This is a genomic window from Streptomyces sp. NPDC056580 (genome assembly GCF_042793175.1).
GTDB lineage: Bacteria > Actinomycetota > Actinomycetes > Streptomycetales > Streptomycetaceae > Streptomyces.
The window spans coordinates 444,163-458,705 of sequence record NZ_JBHTVE010000007.1; the positions used below are offsets into that span (position 1 = coordinate 444,163).

The window sequence follows — 14,543 nt, forward strand, 5'->3', positions numbered from 1 at the left end:
ACAGCAGGGCTCGCTGTCGGCGCCGAGCGGCCGACTCAGCGCTGCCGTCCGTGCGTGAAATCACCCGCGATGCTCTGGATATCAATTCTCTGGCCGATTTGTTTAGAAATGAGTCGGATAAAGGGCAGCGATGACGGTGATCACCGCGAGTTCGAACATGTTATCGGAGTGGTGTGCGGCTTCCGATGCGAGGAGCCGAATCGCGAAGCCATCAATGCGGACGGCGCGGGTAGGCGTTGATCACCCCAGCCCTTCGCACGGAAGTGATGCCCTTACATGGCCGAGACACAGGACGTCGTCGAGCTCATCCTTCAGGACCACCGGCGCATGGAGGACCTGTTCCGCCTGATGCGCAGCGTCGAGGCCGACCGGGCTGCCGCACTCCACGAGTTCGCGGACCTGCTCATCGCCCATGCGCTGGCCGAGGAGACCAAGGTCTACCCCGCTCTGAAGAGGTACAAGAACATCGACGACGAAGAGGTCGAGCACGGCGAGCACGAGCACGACGAAGGCAACCAGGCCCTCCTGGCACTCCTCGAGGTGGAGGAGGTCGGCTCCGAGGAGTGGGACACCAAACTGGAGGAGCTGGTGGAGGCCGTCACCCACCACGCCGACGAGGAGGAGCGCACCATCCTCAACGGCGCCCGCGAGAACGTGGCGCCGGAGCGCCGGGAGGAGCTGGGCGCGGCCTTCTGGGAGGAGCGCGAGCGTCAGCTCAAGACCGACTGCGGCTCGGTCGACAACGTGCGGCGCATCGTCGAGGCCTGAGCGGCCGCCCCGACACGACGCCCGGCGCCGCCCGGCTGCACGACCCCACGGGTCACTCCGGCGTCGCGGAAAGACCGTCAGTCGAGACAGAACTCGTTGCCCTCGACGTCCTGCATGACGATGCAGGACTCGTTGTACTCGTCGGCGAGCAGCACCTGCTCGCACTTCGCGCCGAGTGCGATCAGCCGGTCGCACTCGGCCTGGAGCGCGGCGAGGCGCTCCTCCCCTCTGAGCCCGGTGCCGACCCGCACGTCGAGGTGCACCCGGTTCTTGACGACCTTGCCCTCCGGGACACGCTGGAAGTACATGCGCGGGCCGACGCCGGTGGGGTCACCGCAGACGAACGCCGCGCCCTGCCGCTCAGGCGGCAGCGAGCCGTCGTAGGCCTCCCAGGTGGCGAACCCCTCCGGCGGTGGCGGTACGACGTACCCCAGCACCTCACACCAGAAGCGGGCGACGCGCTCGGGTTCCGCACAGTCGAACGTGACCTGGAACTGCTTGATCGCTGACATCGGCGCACCATAACAGAGAGACCACGCTGCTCATCCGGCGATTTCGACAAGCACGTCGAGAGGTCCGTGCAGGGTCGGACCGGGCCCCGCACCGCCGGTCGGGGCCCGGGAGCGCACCGCCTCCCGGATCCCTCACACAGGCGGGCGCTCGAACGGGCACGCGGCCCGAACCCTCAGCCACTCCTTCCCGGTGCGCCGGCGTTTCGGATGCGCCGAGCGGCGCGAAACGGACGCGGACCCTCCACCCTTGGTGGAGGGTGTGAGCGGTTTGGCCGTGGCGGGCGGTGGCTACCCGCACTCGTAAGGCTTCATCGCAGCGAAACCGGCGTGGCCGCCGTCGGCGGCCTCGCGAAGACGGGTGACAAGGGGTTGGTCGCGATGACCGTGGCGACACAGCAGAGCGGCGGCGGATCCAGCGGTCTCTACGACGTCCTGGATCTCGTGCTCGACCGCGGACTGATCATCGACGCGTTCGCCCGGGTCTCGCTCGTCGGCATCGAGATACTCAAGGTCGACGTGCGGGTCGTGGTCGCCAGTGTCGACACCTACCTTCGCTTCGCCGACGCGTGCAACCGCCTCGACCTGGAAGCGGGGCCGCACCGGCCGGCCGGGCTCACGGACGTCACGGGACAGCTCACCGAGTCCGGCGCCCGCGGCGGGACCGAGGGCGCCCTGTCCGGCGCCGCGGAGACACCCCAGGACGCCGAGCGGGCGCACGTCGAGGGCACGAAGCGTGAGGGTGAGCGGATAGTGCGCGCCGGCGGCGATTGACTCCCCGGTCGACTCGCCAGACCAGCCCGACTCGCCCGACTCGGCCGACCGCCGCCCAGGGCTCGTCGCTCACGCCCGGTGGTGCTGATGGCCCGGGCAGCGCTCGATCGCCAGGAGGGCGGCGTCGTCGTTGGGCTCATGGCCGACGTGCCGGACGAGGTCGCTGTGGATGTGGCGCAGCAGGGACTCCGGGCTGGAGTGGTTGGCCAGGGCGGCGTGCTCGGTGAGCGGATAGAAGTCGCCCGCGGGCGAGCGGGCTTCGACGACGCCGTCCGTGTAGAGCACCAGCGTGTCGCCGGCCTCGAAGGTGAACGGGTCGGCCCGGTGGCCGGCGGCGGACAGCGAGCACATGCCCAGAGGGGGTACGGGGCGCCTCGGGTGCAGGACCGTGAGGTGATGATCGTGGAGCAGCAGCGGCGGTGGGTGACCACAGTTGATCATCTCCACCTGTGAGCCCTCGTCGGGGATGTCGAGCAGCAGGGCGGTGATGAAGTGCTCGTCCGCGTCCCGGTCGGTCTCCGCCGACTCCGCCAGGTACCGGCACACGCTCGCCTCCAGGGCCGCGGCGAGTTCCGGCAGCGTGGCGTACTGGTGAGCGCACTCGCGGAAGGCGCCCAGCAGCATGGACGCCTCGCCGATGGCGGTCAGCCCCTTGCCCCGCACGTCTCCGATGATCACGCGGTTGCCCGGGCGGTCGGTGCGCGCGATCGCGAAGAGATCTCCTCCGATACGGGTCTCGTCCTCGGCTGCCAGATACATCCAGGCCACCCGCAGCGGTCCCATCCGGCGGGGCGGTGGCCGTAGCAGCACGAGTTGCGCCGTCTCGGCCACGGATCTCGCGCGGATCAGCTCCCGGCTGCGCCGGTCGCGCACCTGCGAGACGAAGACCACCAGCGCCGAGAGCAGGATGAGCGCGGTGAGCTGTGCGAGGTGGTTGAGCGTGGTCAGTCCGCCGTGGAAGACGGCGATGAGCGTCTGCGCGGCCACCGCGAGCACCCCGACCAGCGCCGTCGGCCGAGGACCGGCCAGCGAGGCGGTGAGGGCCGGTGCGATCACCAGGAACGGGCCCAGGTGGACGTCCTGGGGTGAACGGAGGTCCACCACCGTGATCACGAGGATCAGGGCGAGGGGTACCACGACCAGCCCGTAGCCCGGCGGCTGCCCGAGGAGACGGCCCACCGACGCGCGCCTCGACATCACACGTACCGTTGTACCTCCGCCGCACGGCACGCGCCCGCCTGGCCGAGCGACGTCCGCGCCGGCCCGGAGCACCGGGCCCATTCGTGCGGGAGGGCGGCCCCGTCCGTTCGGGTCTCTTTCTCCGCCTCGTCCCTGCGCGCGGTGCCAGGGTCGAGCCGCCATGATGGAAGCCGTGACTCGACGACCGCGGCCGCGGGTACTCGGCCGTCGGCGCCTTCACGGCCGGACAGGGGGTGCCGCGATGGTGACGGCGGATCCCGAGGTGCAGCGGAGCCGGGAGCGGCTCGAGAGCGTGCTGGCCCAGCACCTGGGCACCAGCCGGTACGTGACCGGCGTCCTGGCCGAGCTCGACCTGGACAGCGGGCGGCTGACCTGGGTGAACGGCGGCCGCCCGCTGCCGCTCCTGGTCCGCGGCCGGCGCCGGGTGACCCGGCTGGGCTGCCCGCCCGCCGGCCCGATGGGCACCGACCTCGGACTGCCCGTCACCGAGTGCCACCACCAGCGAGAGCCCGGCCACCGCCTGCTGCTGTACACCGACGGCATCGTCGAAGCCCGCGACGCCCAGGGCCGGGAGTTCGGACGCGACCGGTTCGTCGGCTACGTCGTCCGCCACCACTCCGCCCAGCAGACCCTGCGCCGGCTGATGCGCGCCGTCCTCGACCACCACGCCGGCCGCCTGGACGACGCCACCGTCCTGCTGGCCGAATGGCGCGCCGGGCACCGGCACAGACTCAACTCCTTGACGATCGGCAAGCGACAGCCATGACACAGCACCCCGCTCCCCACCGCACGGGTCTGACGCTACGCGTGCACCAGGCGGCCCCGGCGACGTACGTCATCGAGGTGGCCGGTGATCTCGACCACCGCACCGCGGACCAGCTCGACGCGGTCATCCACCACGCCCTCGCGGCGAAGGCGGTCGCCGTGCTGGTGGACCTCGGACCCACTGTCTTCCTCGACTCCTCCGGCCTGAACAGCCTCGTCGACGCTCACCACGCCGCCGCCCGGACCCACGCCCGCCTCGCGCTGATCGCGCCGAGCACCACCGTGCACCGCATGCTGTCCACCACGGGGATAGACCAGGTCCTGCCCGCCTTCCCCACCGTCGACGCGGCTCTGGCCTGACCACGGGCCGACCGGCCGGCGGCGAGCACGGCCCCGCACCGGGAGGCGGCGCTCGGCGGAGGCGTCACCGCGCCGTACTACTTCAGCTCGATCTCGACGAAGGCAAGCGCGGAGGAGCCGGCGTTGACGACCTCGTGTTCGCCGCCCGCCGGGCGGGCGTAGGACTCGCCCGCCCTCAGTCGCGAGGGGGTCATCGTGCCGTCGGGACCGATCACGTCGGTGCGCCCGTCGGTGACTGGGACGACCACGTAGTCGTACTCGTGGACGTGGCGGCCGGTGCTCTGTCCGGGTTCGAAGTCCCAGCGGGTGACGCGCACCCGTTCGTCCTCGTGCTGCACGCTCGCGCGGGCCGTGGTGGTCATCGTCGCTCTCCTCGTCGTCGGCGCGGGTGCCGCGAGCCCGCGGGCGGCAGCACCCCAGGTGAGCAGGCTAGTCGCCGGGTCCCTCGCCCTGCGCCGCCCGGCCGCTCCGGCCCTCGGCACCTTGATCCCGGGTGACCGCGACTTGGCAAAACCGATCGACGGATAACCACATAAGAGCGCTCGCCGATCATCTTGGGTCTTTCCCGAGCAGGCTCGTCCCTGCGCGATCCGGCGCGCATACGGTGCGTTCACAGGCGGCCCCGGAAACGGAGCCGGCCGCAGCCGATCAACCAAGGGGAGGGCGCCGATGGCGACCGTGGAAGTGGCGTTGAAGGAAATGGTGACCGGGATCGAGGGCGCTCTGGGGGCGGCCGTCGTCGACTACACCAGCGGCATGGCCCTGGGCACCCTGGGCGGGGGCAAGGACCTGGACCTGACGGTCGCCGCGGCGGGGAACACGGACGTGATCCGCGCCAAGGTGCGCACCATGGAGCTGCTGGGCCTCAAGAGCCGGATCGAGGACATCCTGATCACGCTGGACGCCCAGTACCACCTCATCCGGCCGGTGGCCGGCCGGGACGGGAACGGCCTGTTCCTGTACCTCGTGATCGACAAGGCCCGCTCGAACCTGGCCATGGCACGCCACCAGCTCAAACGGATCGAGACGCAACTCGAGGTGTAGCCGGCCCTTCAGGCCGGGCCGACGCATGCCTAGGAATTGAAGACTTCTTCAAGCCATCACATGGAGAGGACGACAATTCATGAACAGCAGTCGCCCGGACCGAGAAAAATGCAGAGGCAGGCTCATGGCGCGGCTGTGTCCCCGGGGCAGCGCCGCGCCATGAGAGGCCACCAGACAGGCAGGAAGAACGCCATGCAGGTCCCCCTCTACCAAGCCAAAGCGGAGTTCTTCCGAATGCTCGGGCATCCCACGCGCATCAGAGTGCTGGAACTGCTGCAGCACGGCCCGGTCCCGGTGCGGGACCTGCTCGCGGACATCGAGATCGAGCCGTCCAGCCTCTCGCAGCAACTCGCCGTGCTGCGCCGCGCGGGCATCGTGGTGTCCGTACGGGAGGGCTCCACCGTCACGTACGCGCTCGCCGGTGGCGACGTGGCCGAACTCCTGCGCGCGGCCCGCCGCATCCTCACCGAGCTTCTGGCCGGACGCAACCAGCTCCTGGCCGAACTGCAGCAGAGCGAGACCGCGCCGCCGCGGGCGACGGCGGCACAGGGCTGACAGGAGGCACCGGGCACCCGTCGGACGCGTCCATGCGGGTTGTCCGTGCGGCGCGGACGAGCCGAAAGCGGGGCCCTCGGCGTTGTGCAGGGCAGCCAAGACCGATGCGAGAAAGGCCGGCCGATGCACCGCAACACCTTCTTCCTCTCCCTGTGCGCCCTCATGACCGCCGCCGCGACGGGTTTCTTCGCGACCACCGCCCTGCGCAGTCGCTACGGCACGCGCTGACGGGGGCTCGCTGCCTGCGCCCGCCCCGGCAGGGCCGGCCGTAGGCGCGTCCGCCCACGACCCAGGTCGTGGGCGGACGCGCCGTGGCCTGGCTCATCGAGCGCAACTCCTCTTGACGGCGGTCGCGCCGACCGGCTCGGCATCCGGCCGGCCGGCGCGTCCGCCACGTGACCGGTCCGGTCCCCGCTGCCGCTCAGCCGACGGCCGCGGGGCGGCAGCCGGTCAGGGCAGCGTCCAGAACCGGACCGTGACGAGGTAGAAGACGGCGGCCCAGAAGGCCATCGCCACCGCGACGACGCAGAGGCCGCGGAGGTTGGTCCTCGTCGCGGGCTCGTCCGGCGGTGGCCGCAGCCAGCGCCCGAGCAGCGGGTTCACGTAGTAGGGCATGGTCAGGAAGCTCATGACGAAGCTCGACAGCAGGTTGCCCACGAGCAGGCCGATCCACAGCGGCATGTGCAGCGGGAACAGCGCGAGTGTCAGCAGGACCACGGTCGGGTAGAGGCCGACCCAGACGGCGAGGGAGGTCCTGGTCTCGGAGGGCCGCGGCGGCGCCTCCTTGCCGTTGCCCTCGAAGGCGAACCAGCTGCCGAACGAGTTGTCGATCGTGCGCAGGTGGAAGTCCTTGAACTTCTCGCCCTCGGCCAGGACCTGCTGCCGCTGGGGCGACGTCAGCCAGGCGTCGAGGTGTTCGGCGTTGTCGTAGCGGTACAGCGTGGTCCAATCCTCCTGGAGACCCTCGATCGGACGGAACAGCTCGGTCCCGCGGAACCCCTCGAACTTGCTCTCCTCGCGCACCATGTGGTTCTGCCAGTCGAGGAAGTCGTCGACCTGGCTCGGCGGGACCCGGTGCGTGACCACCACGGTGACCAGCGGATCCAGTGACTGCGTACCGCTGCTGACCACCTGCTGGGTCGCCGGGCCGTCGAAGTACTTGGTGCCGACGTCGAGGTACGTCTGCCTGGTGGCGCTGTTGATCCACGTCTGGAGGTGGGCGACCGAGTCGAACCGGTACACGACGACCCAGTCGGGCTGCAGCGGGGTCGGCGGGGACACCTCGGCGCCGAGGAAGCCCGGGTAGTAGGCGGCCGCGGCGTTGAGGTCCTGCTGCCACGACTCGAACTCCCGCTCCGCGCCGGGCAGGACCTTCTGGCCGATGATGGCCGTCGCCGCGGCGGCCACGTTCCGCTCGGTGTTCATGGCGGCTCAACCTGCCGGTACCGACTGCTTCGCGGGGAGCCGGCCGTAGATGCGTTCCGGAGTGAGCGGCAGCGCGCGGTAGCGGATGCCCGTCGCGTCGTGCACCGCGTTCGCGAGCGCGGGGGCCACCGGGTTGATGCAGCACTCCGCCATGCCCTTCGCCCGCATGGGTCCCACCGAATCCGCCGTGTCCACCAGGAGGACCTCGGTGCGGGGGACGTCGGCGTAGGTGGGGATGCGGTAGTTCCGGAGGTTCCGGTTGACCATGACGCCGTCGTCGTCGACGTGGTGGTTCTCGGTCAGCGCGAAGCCGATGCCCTGGGCGACCCCGCCCTCCACCTGGCCCCTGACCTGCGCCGGATTGATGATCACGCCGGCGTCCGCCGCCTGCACGCTGTACAGGATGCGTATCTCCCCCGTGACGCGGTGCACCGCCACCTGGAAGCCCTGCGTGTTGGAGGTGACGCTCCGGGGCGAGCCGTAGGCCTTGCGTGCCGCGGTGAACCGGATGCCGCGTGCCCGGGCCAGCGCGACCAGTTCGGCCAGCGACACCCGCCGCTCGCCGCAGACGACACCGTCGTCGTCCAGCGTGCACATCACGACGTGGACGCCCGTGTGCGCCGCGGCGAACTCCAGGATGCGGTCGCGCACGGCGGTGGCCGCCCTCAGGACCGCGTTGCCCGCCACGAAGAGGCCCGCGCTCGCGAAGGCGCCGGTGTCGAATCCGGTGCGGTCGGTGTCGGACTGCACCAGCCGGATGCGCGACGGCGTCGTGCCGAGCTGCTCGGCCGCGATCTGGACGTGGGCGGTGGAGGTGCCCTCCCCGAACTCCACTGTGCCGACGGCAAGTTCGTACACCAGGTCGTCACCGAGCGTGACCCAGGCCTCGGAGAGGTGTTCCGTGGGCGGCGCGGTCTCGTGCAGCGAACTCGCCACGCCGGTGCCGACGAGCCACTCCGGCCCGGGAGGCGGCCGGTCGGCCGACCGGGCCAGGGCCTCGCCCACCAGGTCGATGCACTTGGCGAGTCCGTCCTCCGTGAAGACCACGTCGTCGGGGCCGTCGTCCATGGCGACCAGGGGCTCCCCCGGCCGCACGATGTTGCGCCGACGCAGTTCCAGCGGGTCGATGTGGAGGGCGCGGGCCAGTTCGTCCATCGCCGACTCCACGGCGAACGCCGGCTGTGTCATCCCGTAGCCCCGCAGCGCCCCGCTGGGCACGGTGTTGGTGTAGACCGAGTACGCGTCGTACTTCTTGTTCGGGCAGCGGTAGATCATGACGGCGGCCCCGCCCGCGTACGCCGTCTCGCCGCCGTGGTTGCCGTAGGCGCCCGTGTTCGACACGTTGCGCACCTGGAAGGCGGTGAGTGTTCCGTCGGCCTTCGCACCGAGCCTGACCGTGAGGGTCATCGGGTGCCGGGGCGGCGCCGTGGTGAACTCCTCCTCCCGGGTGTACTCGAGGCAGGTGGGCCGTCCGGTGTCCAGGGTGGCGAGCGCGACCAGGTCCTCCGCGATCACCTCCTGCTTGCCGCCGAATCCGCCGCCGACGCGCTTGCAGAACACCCTGAGCTGGTCCGGGCGCAGCGCGAACAGGTACTCCAGTTTGACCTTCGCGATCGACGGTGACTGCGAGCTGGTGCGGACGTTGAGCCGGCCGTCCTCCATCCAGGCGATCGAGCCGTGGGTCTCCAGATGCGCGTGCTGCACCCGTGGCGAGAAGTACGTGCCTTCATGGATCACGTCGGCCACGGCGAATCCCGCGTCGACGTCGCCGATGTGGGAATGGAGTTCGAGCAGGATGTTGTGCACGGGGTCGCGGACGAACGGATCGTCCGAGCCGTGCAGTTGGGGTGCGCCGTCGGCCATCGCGGCCTCGGGGTCGAACACCGCGGGCAGCACCTCGTACTCGACCGCCAGCCGGCGGCAGCCCTCCTCGGCCGCCCCGGCCGTGTCGGCCAGCACCGCGGCGACGCGCTGGCCGACGAAGCGGACCGTGTCGTCGAGGATGTAGGTGTCGTCCGGGTCGACCAGGTGGTCGGTGTGGATGGCGGTGGTGAAGCGTCTGCGGGGCACGTCCTGCCAGGTGTAGACCCGGTGCACGCCGGGGACGGCGAGGGCCGCGCTCTTGTCGATCGAGAGTATCCGGGCGTGCGCGTGGGGTGAGTGCAGCACCTTGAGGTGCAGCATGCCGTCGATCCACGTGTCCATGGTGAACTCGGCGTGGCCCGTCACCACGTCATGGCCCGCGGGCGCGCCGACGCTGGTCCCGACGGCCCGGCCCGGTGCCGCCGTCTCCACCGCGCCGACGCCCCGTACGGCGTCCTCGATCGCCCGGTATCCGGTGCAGCGGCAGAGGTTGCCCTTCAACGCCCGCGGCAAGTCGGCCTTCTGCTCCTCGGTGAAGGTGGCCGAGGTCATGATCATCCCCGCCGTGCAGAATCCGCACTGGAACCCCGGGGCCTCCTCGAACCGCCGCTGCACGGGGTGCGGGGCGCCGGGCCGTCCGAGGCCCTCGATCGTGGTCACCTCGCGGCCGTCCGCCCGGAACGCGGGGGTGATGCAGCTGTGCAGCGGTTCGCCGTCCAGCCACACCGTGCAGGCGCCGCAGTCACCGGCGTCGCATCCCTTCTTGACGCCGAAGTGGCCGAGTTCGCGCAGGAAGGTGCGCAGGCACTGACCGGGGGCCGGTTCCCGGTCGAACCTCTTGCCGTTCACTGTGTAGCTCATACGAGGTCCCCAGCCGTGAGTTCACGGCAGATCTCCTCGGCGAAGTGCCGTGTCAGGTGCCGACGATGGTCGGGCGTCCCGTTGGGATCGGCGAACCAGAGGCCGTCCGGCACGGCGTCGACGCTCTGCCGCACGATCCGGGCGTCGGGCAGGGAGTCGAAGGCGATGCGGACCGGCCGCGTCGTGCCGGCGGTGATGGTGAGCGACAGGTCGCTCCCCCCGAGTCCTTGGGTGCCGACGAGGAACACCGTCGAACGGCCGAGCCGGGTGAGCGTGAAGCGGCGGTGCGCGGTCCGTCTGCGCAGCGCGTGCTCCGGAACCGTGATGCGCCGGAGGATCTCCCCGGGAGCGAGGACGTTGCGGTGGTCGCCCGTGACGAAGTCAAGGGCGTCGACGAAGCGTACGGAGCCGTCGGACGCCCACAGTTCGTACCGCGCGTCCAGGGCGGCCGTCAGCGTGATCATCGGGCCGGCGGGCAAGGACATGCAGATGTTCCCGCCGACGGTCGCCGTGTTCCAGACCTTGAACGAGGACAGGAACGCCTCGCAGCTCGTGCGGAAGAGGATCCCGGCGGTCCAGTGCACCGGCCAGGAGAAGGCGTACAGGTCGCGAATGGTGCAGGTGGCGCCGATCTCCAGGCCCTCTTCGGTCCGGGCGAGAGGTTCCCAGCGCAACGCCGTCAGGTCGATCAGCCGTCGCAGGTCCGGCTGCTCCACGGAATAGAGCCACGTCCCGCCCGCGAGCCAGGCGTCGCCCTCGTGCCAGTCGGCGCCTGGCCGCTCGGACGGTCTCCGGACGACTTCGGTGATGGTGTTGAGGTCCATGAGAACCGACCTACGAGGAAACGGGCATGCGGAGGACGACCGTGCGGGCGGCTGTCCTGCGACGCCTCCGGAGCCGATCCGCGCCGGCGAGGCAGACGCCGGCCGCCGCGCCCTGCCGTTCGGGGCGGCGGAGGCGCAAGAGGGCGGCCGGAACAGACACTTTTGGCACATTTTATCGCAGCACGCCGACGGGGGCCCGAGGACGTGAACGGTTCGGGAAGCGGTGGCGCGGCGCCGCGACGCGTCGCGCCCCGCCGGAGCGTCCACCGGTCCAGCACAGGACCTGCCCGCCCGGCGCAGGGGCCTGCCCGACCGGAACAGGGCCTGCCCACCCGACCGGAGCGGGCACAGGATGTCGGGTGCGGCAGGCCGGGATCTCCCTAGCCTTGGTGATCACAAGGGAAGGAGGCCCGGGTTGCTGGACCGGCTGAACCAGGCCATGGAGCACATCGAAGATCACCTCGACCAGCAGATCGAGGTGTCCGCGCTGGCCCGGATCACGCTCACGTCGGAGTACCACTTCCGACGGCTGTTCTCGTCACTGGCGGGGATGCCGCTGTCGGAGTACGTACGGCGTCGGCGGCTCACCGTGGCGGGTGCCGAGGTGCTGGCCGGTGAACCGACCTTGCTGGAGATCGCCCAGCGCTACGGCTACACCTCGGGCGAGGCCTTCGCCCGGGCGTTCCGCGCGGTGCACGGCGTCGGTCCCGGTGCGGCCAGGCGTACCGGCGCGGCACTGAACGCGCAGCCCCGGCTCTCCTTCCGTCTCACCGTCGAAGGGCTCAGCACCATGCGGTACCGCATCGTTGAGAAGGAAGCGTTCCGGGTGGTCGGCAGGAAGGCTCGCGTTCCGCTGATCCACCTGGGCGTCAACCCGCACATCGCCGAGCACGTCCGGGACATCCCGCCGGAGACGATGCGGCGGATCGCCGACCTATCCGACCAGGACCCAAAGGGCGTGGTGTCAGCGACCGTTCGCTTGACGGACGGCTTCGAGGAGGGCAGCGAACTGGACTACTACCACGCCGTGGTGACAGGCGCCGCCGAGTTGCCCGAGGACCTGGACGTGCTGGACTGTCCCGCGGGCACCTGGGCGGTGTTCGAGAACACCGGGCCGTTCCCGCAGGCGCTGCAGCAGATGTGGGGTGACGTCGCCGCCCGGTGGATCCCGTCCAACCCGTACGAGTACCGTCCCGGCCCGGAGATCCTGCGCACCGAGCAGGCACCGGACGACCCGGCCCACTGCGCCGCGCAACTGTGGATCCCGGTGACCCGCAGCACGCCCTGATCACCGCCTCGCACCGGTCGGCCGACCGGGTTTCATGTGATCTGGGCGGGCGTGTGGGAAGCGGGTGACCACGGACGGCCGCCGTCCAAGGACCGTCCACGGCTCGCGCGGGGGCCGCCAGCAGGCCGTCCCCGCCCGAACCGCGAGCCGGGCCCAGGCCGAACGCGGCTCGGGCGCGGGCCGAACGCGACTCGGCCCCAGGCCGAACACAGCTCGCGCGCGGGCCGAACGCGAGCCGGACGTCGGCAACCTCCGCCCCCGCCGGCGCCCCCGGGGATCAGGCGTGCGCGTGGCGCGGCCGGCTCGCCTTCGACGACGCCGCGTGATGCGCGGGGCCGGCCGGGCCTGCCGCCTGACAGCGCTGCAGCCACAGGGCGGCCGCGGCCAGGAGGCCAGTGAAGATGATGAGGAGGAGGGCGGATACCCACATCTGGCGGCTCCCGGGAGAGTGCCAGGCCGTCCAGGCGGTCGAGGCGGCCCACAGCAGGGCGCCCACCGCGTAGAAGGCTCGGATCCGGCGCAGTTGCCGCACGGCCCGCAGGGACATGAGATCGGTCGTGGATGCCATGCCGGCCGTGTACCCCGCCGAACGCCGTTCAGCGGTCCGCGATCGTCCTCGCCGTCGCCCGCATCCGTGCCGTCATCGCCCGGCGTCCTTCCTCAACCCGCGCCGCTTCGCAGGGACTCGGGCGAATCGGACCGGCCAGGACGACGTCCGGCCGTCGGAAGGTCAGGGAGCGTCGCCTGTCACCGCAGCCGCCTGAATGCCTGGTCGGCATCGGCTACGGCCTCGGGGTGGACGTCGAGGGCGGTGCGGCCGTCGGCGATCTTCTGCCAGTTGGTCCGGGCGAGCACCCGTTGGACCGCGAGGACCTGGGCCGCCAGCAGGCGTGCCTGGATCCCTCCGCCGAGGGCCTCCGCCAGCGCCTCCTCGTCCTCGAGCTGGTAGCGCGTGAGCCGTCCCGCCAGGCTCGGTGTCGTGAACACCAAGCGATGGAACGCCACCACCTCGGGGTGATCGCTGAGGCCGGTGACGGGGTCCCACCCATCGAGGCCGGCCCGGAAGTGCTGGTGCAGCGCCGTCACCGGCTCGATGCCGGGCTCGCGGCCACGTACGACGCGTGCCGCCTCGCCCTGGTGGTCCGCGAATCGGTACAGCACCAGGTCTTCCTTGGTGGGAAAGTACCGGAAAAGGGTCGGCTTGGAGATCTCCGCGGCTGCGGCGATGTCGTTGACCGAGACGTGGTCGAAGCCGTGCTCCAGGAACAGCGAGACGGCCGCGTCGCCGATGGCGTCGCGTGTCCGCTCCTTCTTGCGGGCCCGCAGTCCCGTCGGCTCACTCATCTGACCACCGTAACATTCGTAACCCAGTTGCTTTTTTAACCGAGTAACGTTTCGATGGGCGGCATGAAGCAGACAGACACTCCTCCCGTCCTCGTCACCGGGGCGACGGGCCGGGTCGGCCGCCTTGTCGTGAACCAACTCCTCGACGCGGGCGTGCCGGTCCGCGCCCTCACCCGTCGCCCCGAGGCGGCGGCGACGCTGCCGGGGAAGGCCGAGGTCTTCACCGGCGACCTCACCGTGCCCGAGTCGCTGGACCCGGCATTGAGTGGCGCCGGTGCCGTCTTCCTCGTCTGGACCGCCCCACCTCAGACCGTCGAGCCAGTCGTCGAGCGGCTCGCGGCCCACGTGCGGCGGGTGGTCTTCCTCTCCTCGCCGCATCGGACGCCGCACCCCTTCTTCCAGCAGCCCAATCCCATGGCGGTGCTGCACGCCGAAATCGAGCGGCTCGTCGCGGCTACCGGACTCGAGTCGACGATTCTCCGGCCGGGGATGTTCGCGTCGAACTCGCTGGCCTGGTGGGCGCCCGCGATCCGGGCCGGCGAAGTCGTCCGGTGGCCGTACGGCGCCGCCGAGTCTGCGCCGGTCGACGACCGCGACATCGCAGCCGTCGCGGCACGCGCGCTCTGCCAGGACGGATACGCGGGAGGCGACTACGTCCTCACGGGCGCCGAGTCGCTGACCCAGGCCGCACAGATTCACGTCATCGGTGACGCCCTGGGGCGCCGGATCGCATTCGAGGAAATGACGCCGGACGAGTTCCGAAGACTGTCGGGGGGTACGGCGCCCAGCCCGGCCGCCGAGATGCTCCTCGCCGCGTGGAGTGCGGCGGTCGGACAGCCCGCGTACATCACCACTGCGGTGGCCGACATCCTCGGGACGACGCCGCGAACGTTTCGCCAGTGGGCCGTCGACCACGCCGGCGCGTTCACGCAGGGCTCGTAACCTCGTCGACCGCGCCGGCGC

At 70.9% G+C, this 14,543-nt stretch carries 16 protein-coding genes; 8 read left to right on the plus strand and 8 right to left on the minus strand.

What is annotated here, in order from left to right; all coding sequences use genetic code 11:
• Positions 1 to 276 precede the first annotated feature (276 nt).
• Complete coding sequence (locus tag ACFQ9Z_RS18490; RefSeq protein ID WP_383018287.1) at positions 277 to 768, plus strand: hemerythrin domain-containing protein; 492 nt, start codon at positions 277 to 279, stop codon at positions 766 to 768.
• Between the two features lie 77 nt (positions 769 to 845).
• Here the strand turns inward: ACFQ9Z_RS18490 and ACFQ9Z_RS18495 are convergent, their stop codons facing one another.
• The gene (locus ACFQ9Z_RS18495) at positions 846 to 1,280 is read right to left on the minus strand and encodes a VOC family protein (protein WP_383018290.1); all 435 of its coding nucleotides are present in this window, start codon (positions 1,278 to 1,280) and stop codon (positions 846 to 848) included.
• Positions 1,281 to 1,658: 378 nt separating this feature from the next.
• On the opposite strand from ACFQ9Z_RS18495, the gene gvpJ reads away from it, so the two are divergent.
• A complete protein-coding gene (gvpJ, locus tag ACFQ9Z_RS18500; RefSeq protein WP_383018292.1) occupies positions 1,659 to 2,051 on the plus strand; it encodes a gas vesicle protein GvpJ in 393 nt (130 codons plus the stop codon).
• A 69-nt stretch (positions 2,052 to 2,120) separates the two neighbouring features.
• Here gvpJ and ACFQ9Z_RS18505 read toward each other — a convergent pair whose 3' ends face one another.
• On the minus strand, positions 2,121 to 3,248 hold the full coding sequence (locus ACFQ9Z_RS18505; protein ID WP_383018295.1) for a PP2C family protein-serine/threonine phosphatase: 1,128 nt from the start codon (positions 3,246 to 3,248) through the stop codon (positions 2,121 to 2,123).
• Between the two features lie 244 nt (positions 3,249 to 3,492).
• On the opposite strand from ACFQ9Z_RS18505, the gene ACFQ9Z_RS18510 reads away from it, so the two are divergent.
• Positions 3,493 to 4,017, plus strand: a complete 525-nt coding sequence (locus ACFQ9Z_RS18510) for a PP2C family protein-serine/threonine phosphatase (RefSeq protein WP_383018298.1) — start codon at positions 3,493 to 3,495, stop codon at positions 4,015 to 4,017.
• Positions 4,014 to 4,376, plus strand: a complete 363-nt coding sequence (locus tag ACFQ9Z_RS18515) for an STAS domain-containing protein (RefSeq protein WP_383018301.1) — start codon at positions 4,014 to 4,016, stop codon at positions 4,374 to 4,376. The genes ACFQ9Z_RS18510 and ACFQ9Z_RS18515 overlap by 4 nt, the downstream gene beginning before the upstream one ends.
• A 77-nt stretch (positions 4,377 to 4,453) precedes the next feature.
• Here the strand turns inward: ACFQ9Z_RS18515 and ACFQ9Z_RS18520 are convergent, their stop codons facing one another.
• The gene (locus ACFQ9Z_RS18520; protein WP_383018304.1) at positions 4,454 to 4,738 is read right to left on the minus strand and encodes a cupin domain-containing protein; all 285 of its coding nucleotides are present in this window, start codon (positions 4,736 to 4,738) and stop codon (positions 4,454 to 4,456) included.
• Between the two features lie 307 nt (positions 4,739 to 5,045).
• On the opposite strand from ACFQ9Z_RS18520, the gene ACFQ9Z_RS18525 reads away from it, so the two are divergent.
• Positions 5,046 to 5,420, plus strand: a complete 375-nt coding sequence (locus ACFQ9Z_RS18525; protein WP_383018307.1) for a hypothetical protein — start codon at positions 5,046 to 5,048, stop codon at positions 5,418 to 5,420.
• A 192-nt stretch (positions 5,421 to 5,612) separates the two neighbouring features.
• The gene (locus ACFQ9Z_RS18530; RefSeq protein WP_383018310.1) at positions 5,613 to 5,975 is read left to right on the plus strand and encodes an ArsR/SmtB family transcription factor; all 363 of its coding nucleotides are present in this window, start codon (positions 5,613 to 5,615) and stop codon (positions 5,973 to 5,975) included.
• 450 nt (positions 5,976 to 6,425) lie between these two features.
• On the opposite strand, the gene ACFQ9Z_RS18535 is transcribed toward ACFQ9Z_RS18530, so the two are convergent.
• The 3 genes from ACFQ9Z_RS18535 to ACFQ9Z_RS18545 are packed head-to-tail and all read right to left on the minus strand — an operon-like array spanning position 6,426 to position 10,948.
• Positions 6,426 to 7,400, minus strand: coding sequence for an antibiotic biosynthesis monooxygenase (locus ACFQ9Z_RS18535; RefSeq protein ID WP_383018313.1), 975 nt, complete (start codon positions 7,398 to 7,400; stop codon positions 6,426 to 6,428).
• A 6-nt stretch (positions 7,401 to 7,406) separates the two neighbouring features.
• Positions 7,407 to 10,124, minus strand: a complete 2,718-nt coding sequence (locus ACFQ9Z_RS18540) for a molybdopterin-dependent oxidoreductase (protein ID WP_383018316.1) — start codon at positions 10,122 to 10,124, stop codon at positions 7,407 to 7,409.
• Positions 10,121 to 10,948, minus strand: coding sequence for an FAD binding domain-containing protein (locus ACFQ9Z_RS18545; protein WP_383018319.1), 828 nt, complete (start codon positions 10,946 to 10,948; stop codon positions 10,121 to 10,123). Before ACFQ9Z_RS18545 ends, ACFQ9Z_RS18540 begins: the two co-directional genes overlap by 4 nt.
• Before the next feature lie 415 nt (positions 10,949 to 11,363).
• On the opposite strand from ACFQ9Z_RS18545, the gene ACFQ9Z_RS18550 reads away from it, so the two are divergent.
• Positions 11,364 to 12,236, plus strand: a complete 873-nt coding sequence (locus tag ACFQ9Z_RS18550; protein WP_383018323.1) for a GyrI-like domain-containing protein — start codon at positions 11,364 to 11,366, stop codon at positions 12,234 to 12,236.
• A 277-nt stretch (positions 12,237 to 12,513) separates the two neighbouring features.
• Here ACFQ9Z_RS18550 and ACFQ9Z_RS18555 read toward each other — a convergent pair whose 3' ends face one another.
• Both ACFQ9Z_RS18555 and ACFQ9Z_RS18560 read right to left on the minus strand, forming a co-directional pair.
• On the minus strand, positions 12,514 to 12,804 hold the full coding sequence (locus ACFQ9Z_RS18555) for a hypothetical protein (RefSeq protein ID WP_383018326.1): 291 nt from the start codon (positions 12,802 to 12,804) through the stop codon (positions 12,514 to 12,516).
• Between the two features lie 179 nt (positions 12,805 to 12,983).
• A complete protein-coding gene (locus tag ACFQ9Z_RS18560) occupies positions 12,984 to 13,580 on the minus strand; it encodes a TetR/AcrR family transcriptional regulator (protein ID WP_383018329.1) in 597 nt (198 codons plus the stop codon).
• Between the two features lie 63 nt (positions 13,581 to 13,643).
• Here ACFQ9Z_RS18560 and ACFQ9Z_RS18565 point away from each other — a divergent pair, with 63 nt between their 5' ends.
• Positions 13,644 to 14,522: an NAD(P)H-binding protein gene (locus ACFQ9Z_RS18565; protein ID WP_383018332.1), complete on the plus strand. Its 879-nt coding sequence runs from the start codon at positions 13,644 to 13,646 to the stop codon at positions 14,520 to 14,522.
• Positions 14,523 to 14,543 lie beyond the last annotated feature (21 nt).

Excerpts from the sequence above, each read along its gene's own strand:
- ACFQ9Z_RS18510 (WP_383018298.1), top strand. The coding sequence starts at position 3,493 with ATGGTGACGGCGGATCCCGAGGTGCAGCGGAGCCGGGAGCGGCTCGAG.
- ACFQ9Z_RS18490 (WP_383018287.1), top strand. The coding sequence starts at position 277 with ATGGCCGAGACACAGGACGTCGTCGAGCTCATCCTTCAGGACCACCGG.
- ACFQ9Z_RS18545 (WP_383018319.1), bottom strand. The coding sequence starts at position 10,948 with ATGGACCTCAACACCATCACCGAAGTCGTCCGGAGACCGTCCGAGCGG.
- ACFQ9Z_RS18540 (WP_383018316.1), bottom strand. The coding sequence starts at position 10,124 with ATGAGCTACACAGTGAACGGCAAGAGGTTCGACCGGGAACCGGCCCCC.
- ACFQ9Z_RS18555 (WP_383018326.1), bottom strand. The coding sequence starts at position 12,804 with ATGGCATCCACGACCGATCTCATGTCCCTGCGGGCCGTGCGGCAACTG.
- ACFQ9Z_RS18505 (WP_383018295.1), bottom strand. The coding sequence starts at position 3,248 with ATGTCGAGGCGCGCGTCGGTGGGCCGTCTCCTCGGGCAGCCGCCGGGC.
- ACFQ9Z_RS18525 (WP_383018307.1), top strand. The coding sequence starts at position 5,046 with ATGGCGACCGTGGAAGTGGCGTTGAAGGAAATGGTGACCGGGATCGAG.
- gvpJ (WP_383018292.1), top strand. The coding sequence starts at position 1,659 with ATGACCGTGGCGACACAGCAGAGCGGCGGCGGATCCAGCGGTCTCTAC.
- ACFQ9Z_RS18530 (WP_383018310.1), top strand. The coding sequence starts at position 5,613 with ATGCAGGTCCCCCTCTACCAAGCCAAAGCGGAGTTCTTCCGAATGCTC.
- ACFQ9Z_RS18515 (WP_383018301.1), top strand. The coding sequence starts at position 4,014 with ATGACACAGCACCCCGCTCCCCACCGCACGGGTCTGACGCTACGCGTG.
- ACFQ9Z_RS18560 (WP_383018329.1), bottom strand. The coding sequence starts at position 13,580 with ATGAGTGAGCCGACGGGACTGCGGGCCCGCAAGAAGGAGCGGACACGC.
- ACFQ9Z_RS18565 (WP_383018332.1), top strand. The coding sequence starts at position 13,644 with ATGAAGCAGACAGACACTCCTCCCGTCCTCGTCACCGGGGCGACGGGC.
- ACFQ9Z_RS18535 (WP_383018313.1), bottom strand. The coding sequence starts at position 7,400 with ATGAACACCGAGCGGAACGTGGCCGCCGCGGCGACGGCCATCATCGGC.
- ACFQ9Z_RS18520 (WP_383018304.1), bottom strand. The coding sequence starts at position 4,738 with ATGACCACCACGGCCCGCGCGAGCGTGCAGCACGAGGACGAACGGGTG.
- ACFQ9Z_RS18495 (WP_383018290.1), bottom strand. The coding sequence starts at position 1,280 with ATGTCAGCGATCAAGCAGTTCCAGGTCACGTTCGACTGTGCGGAACCC.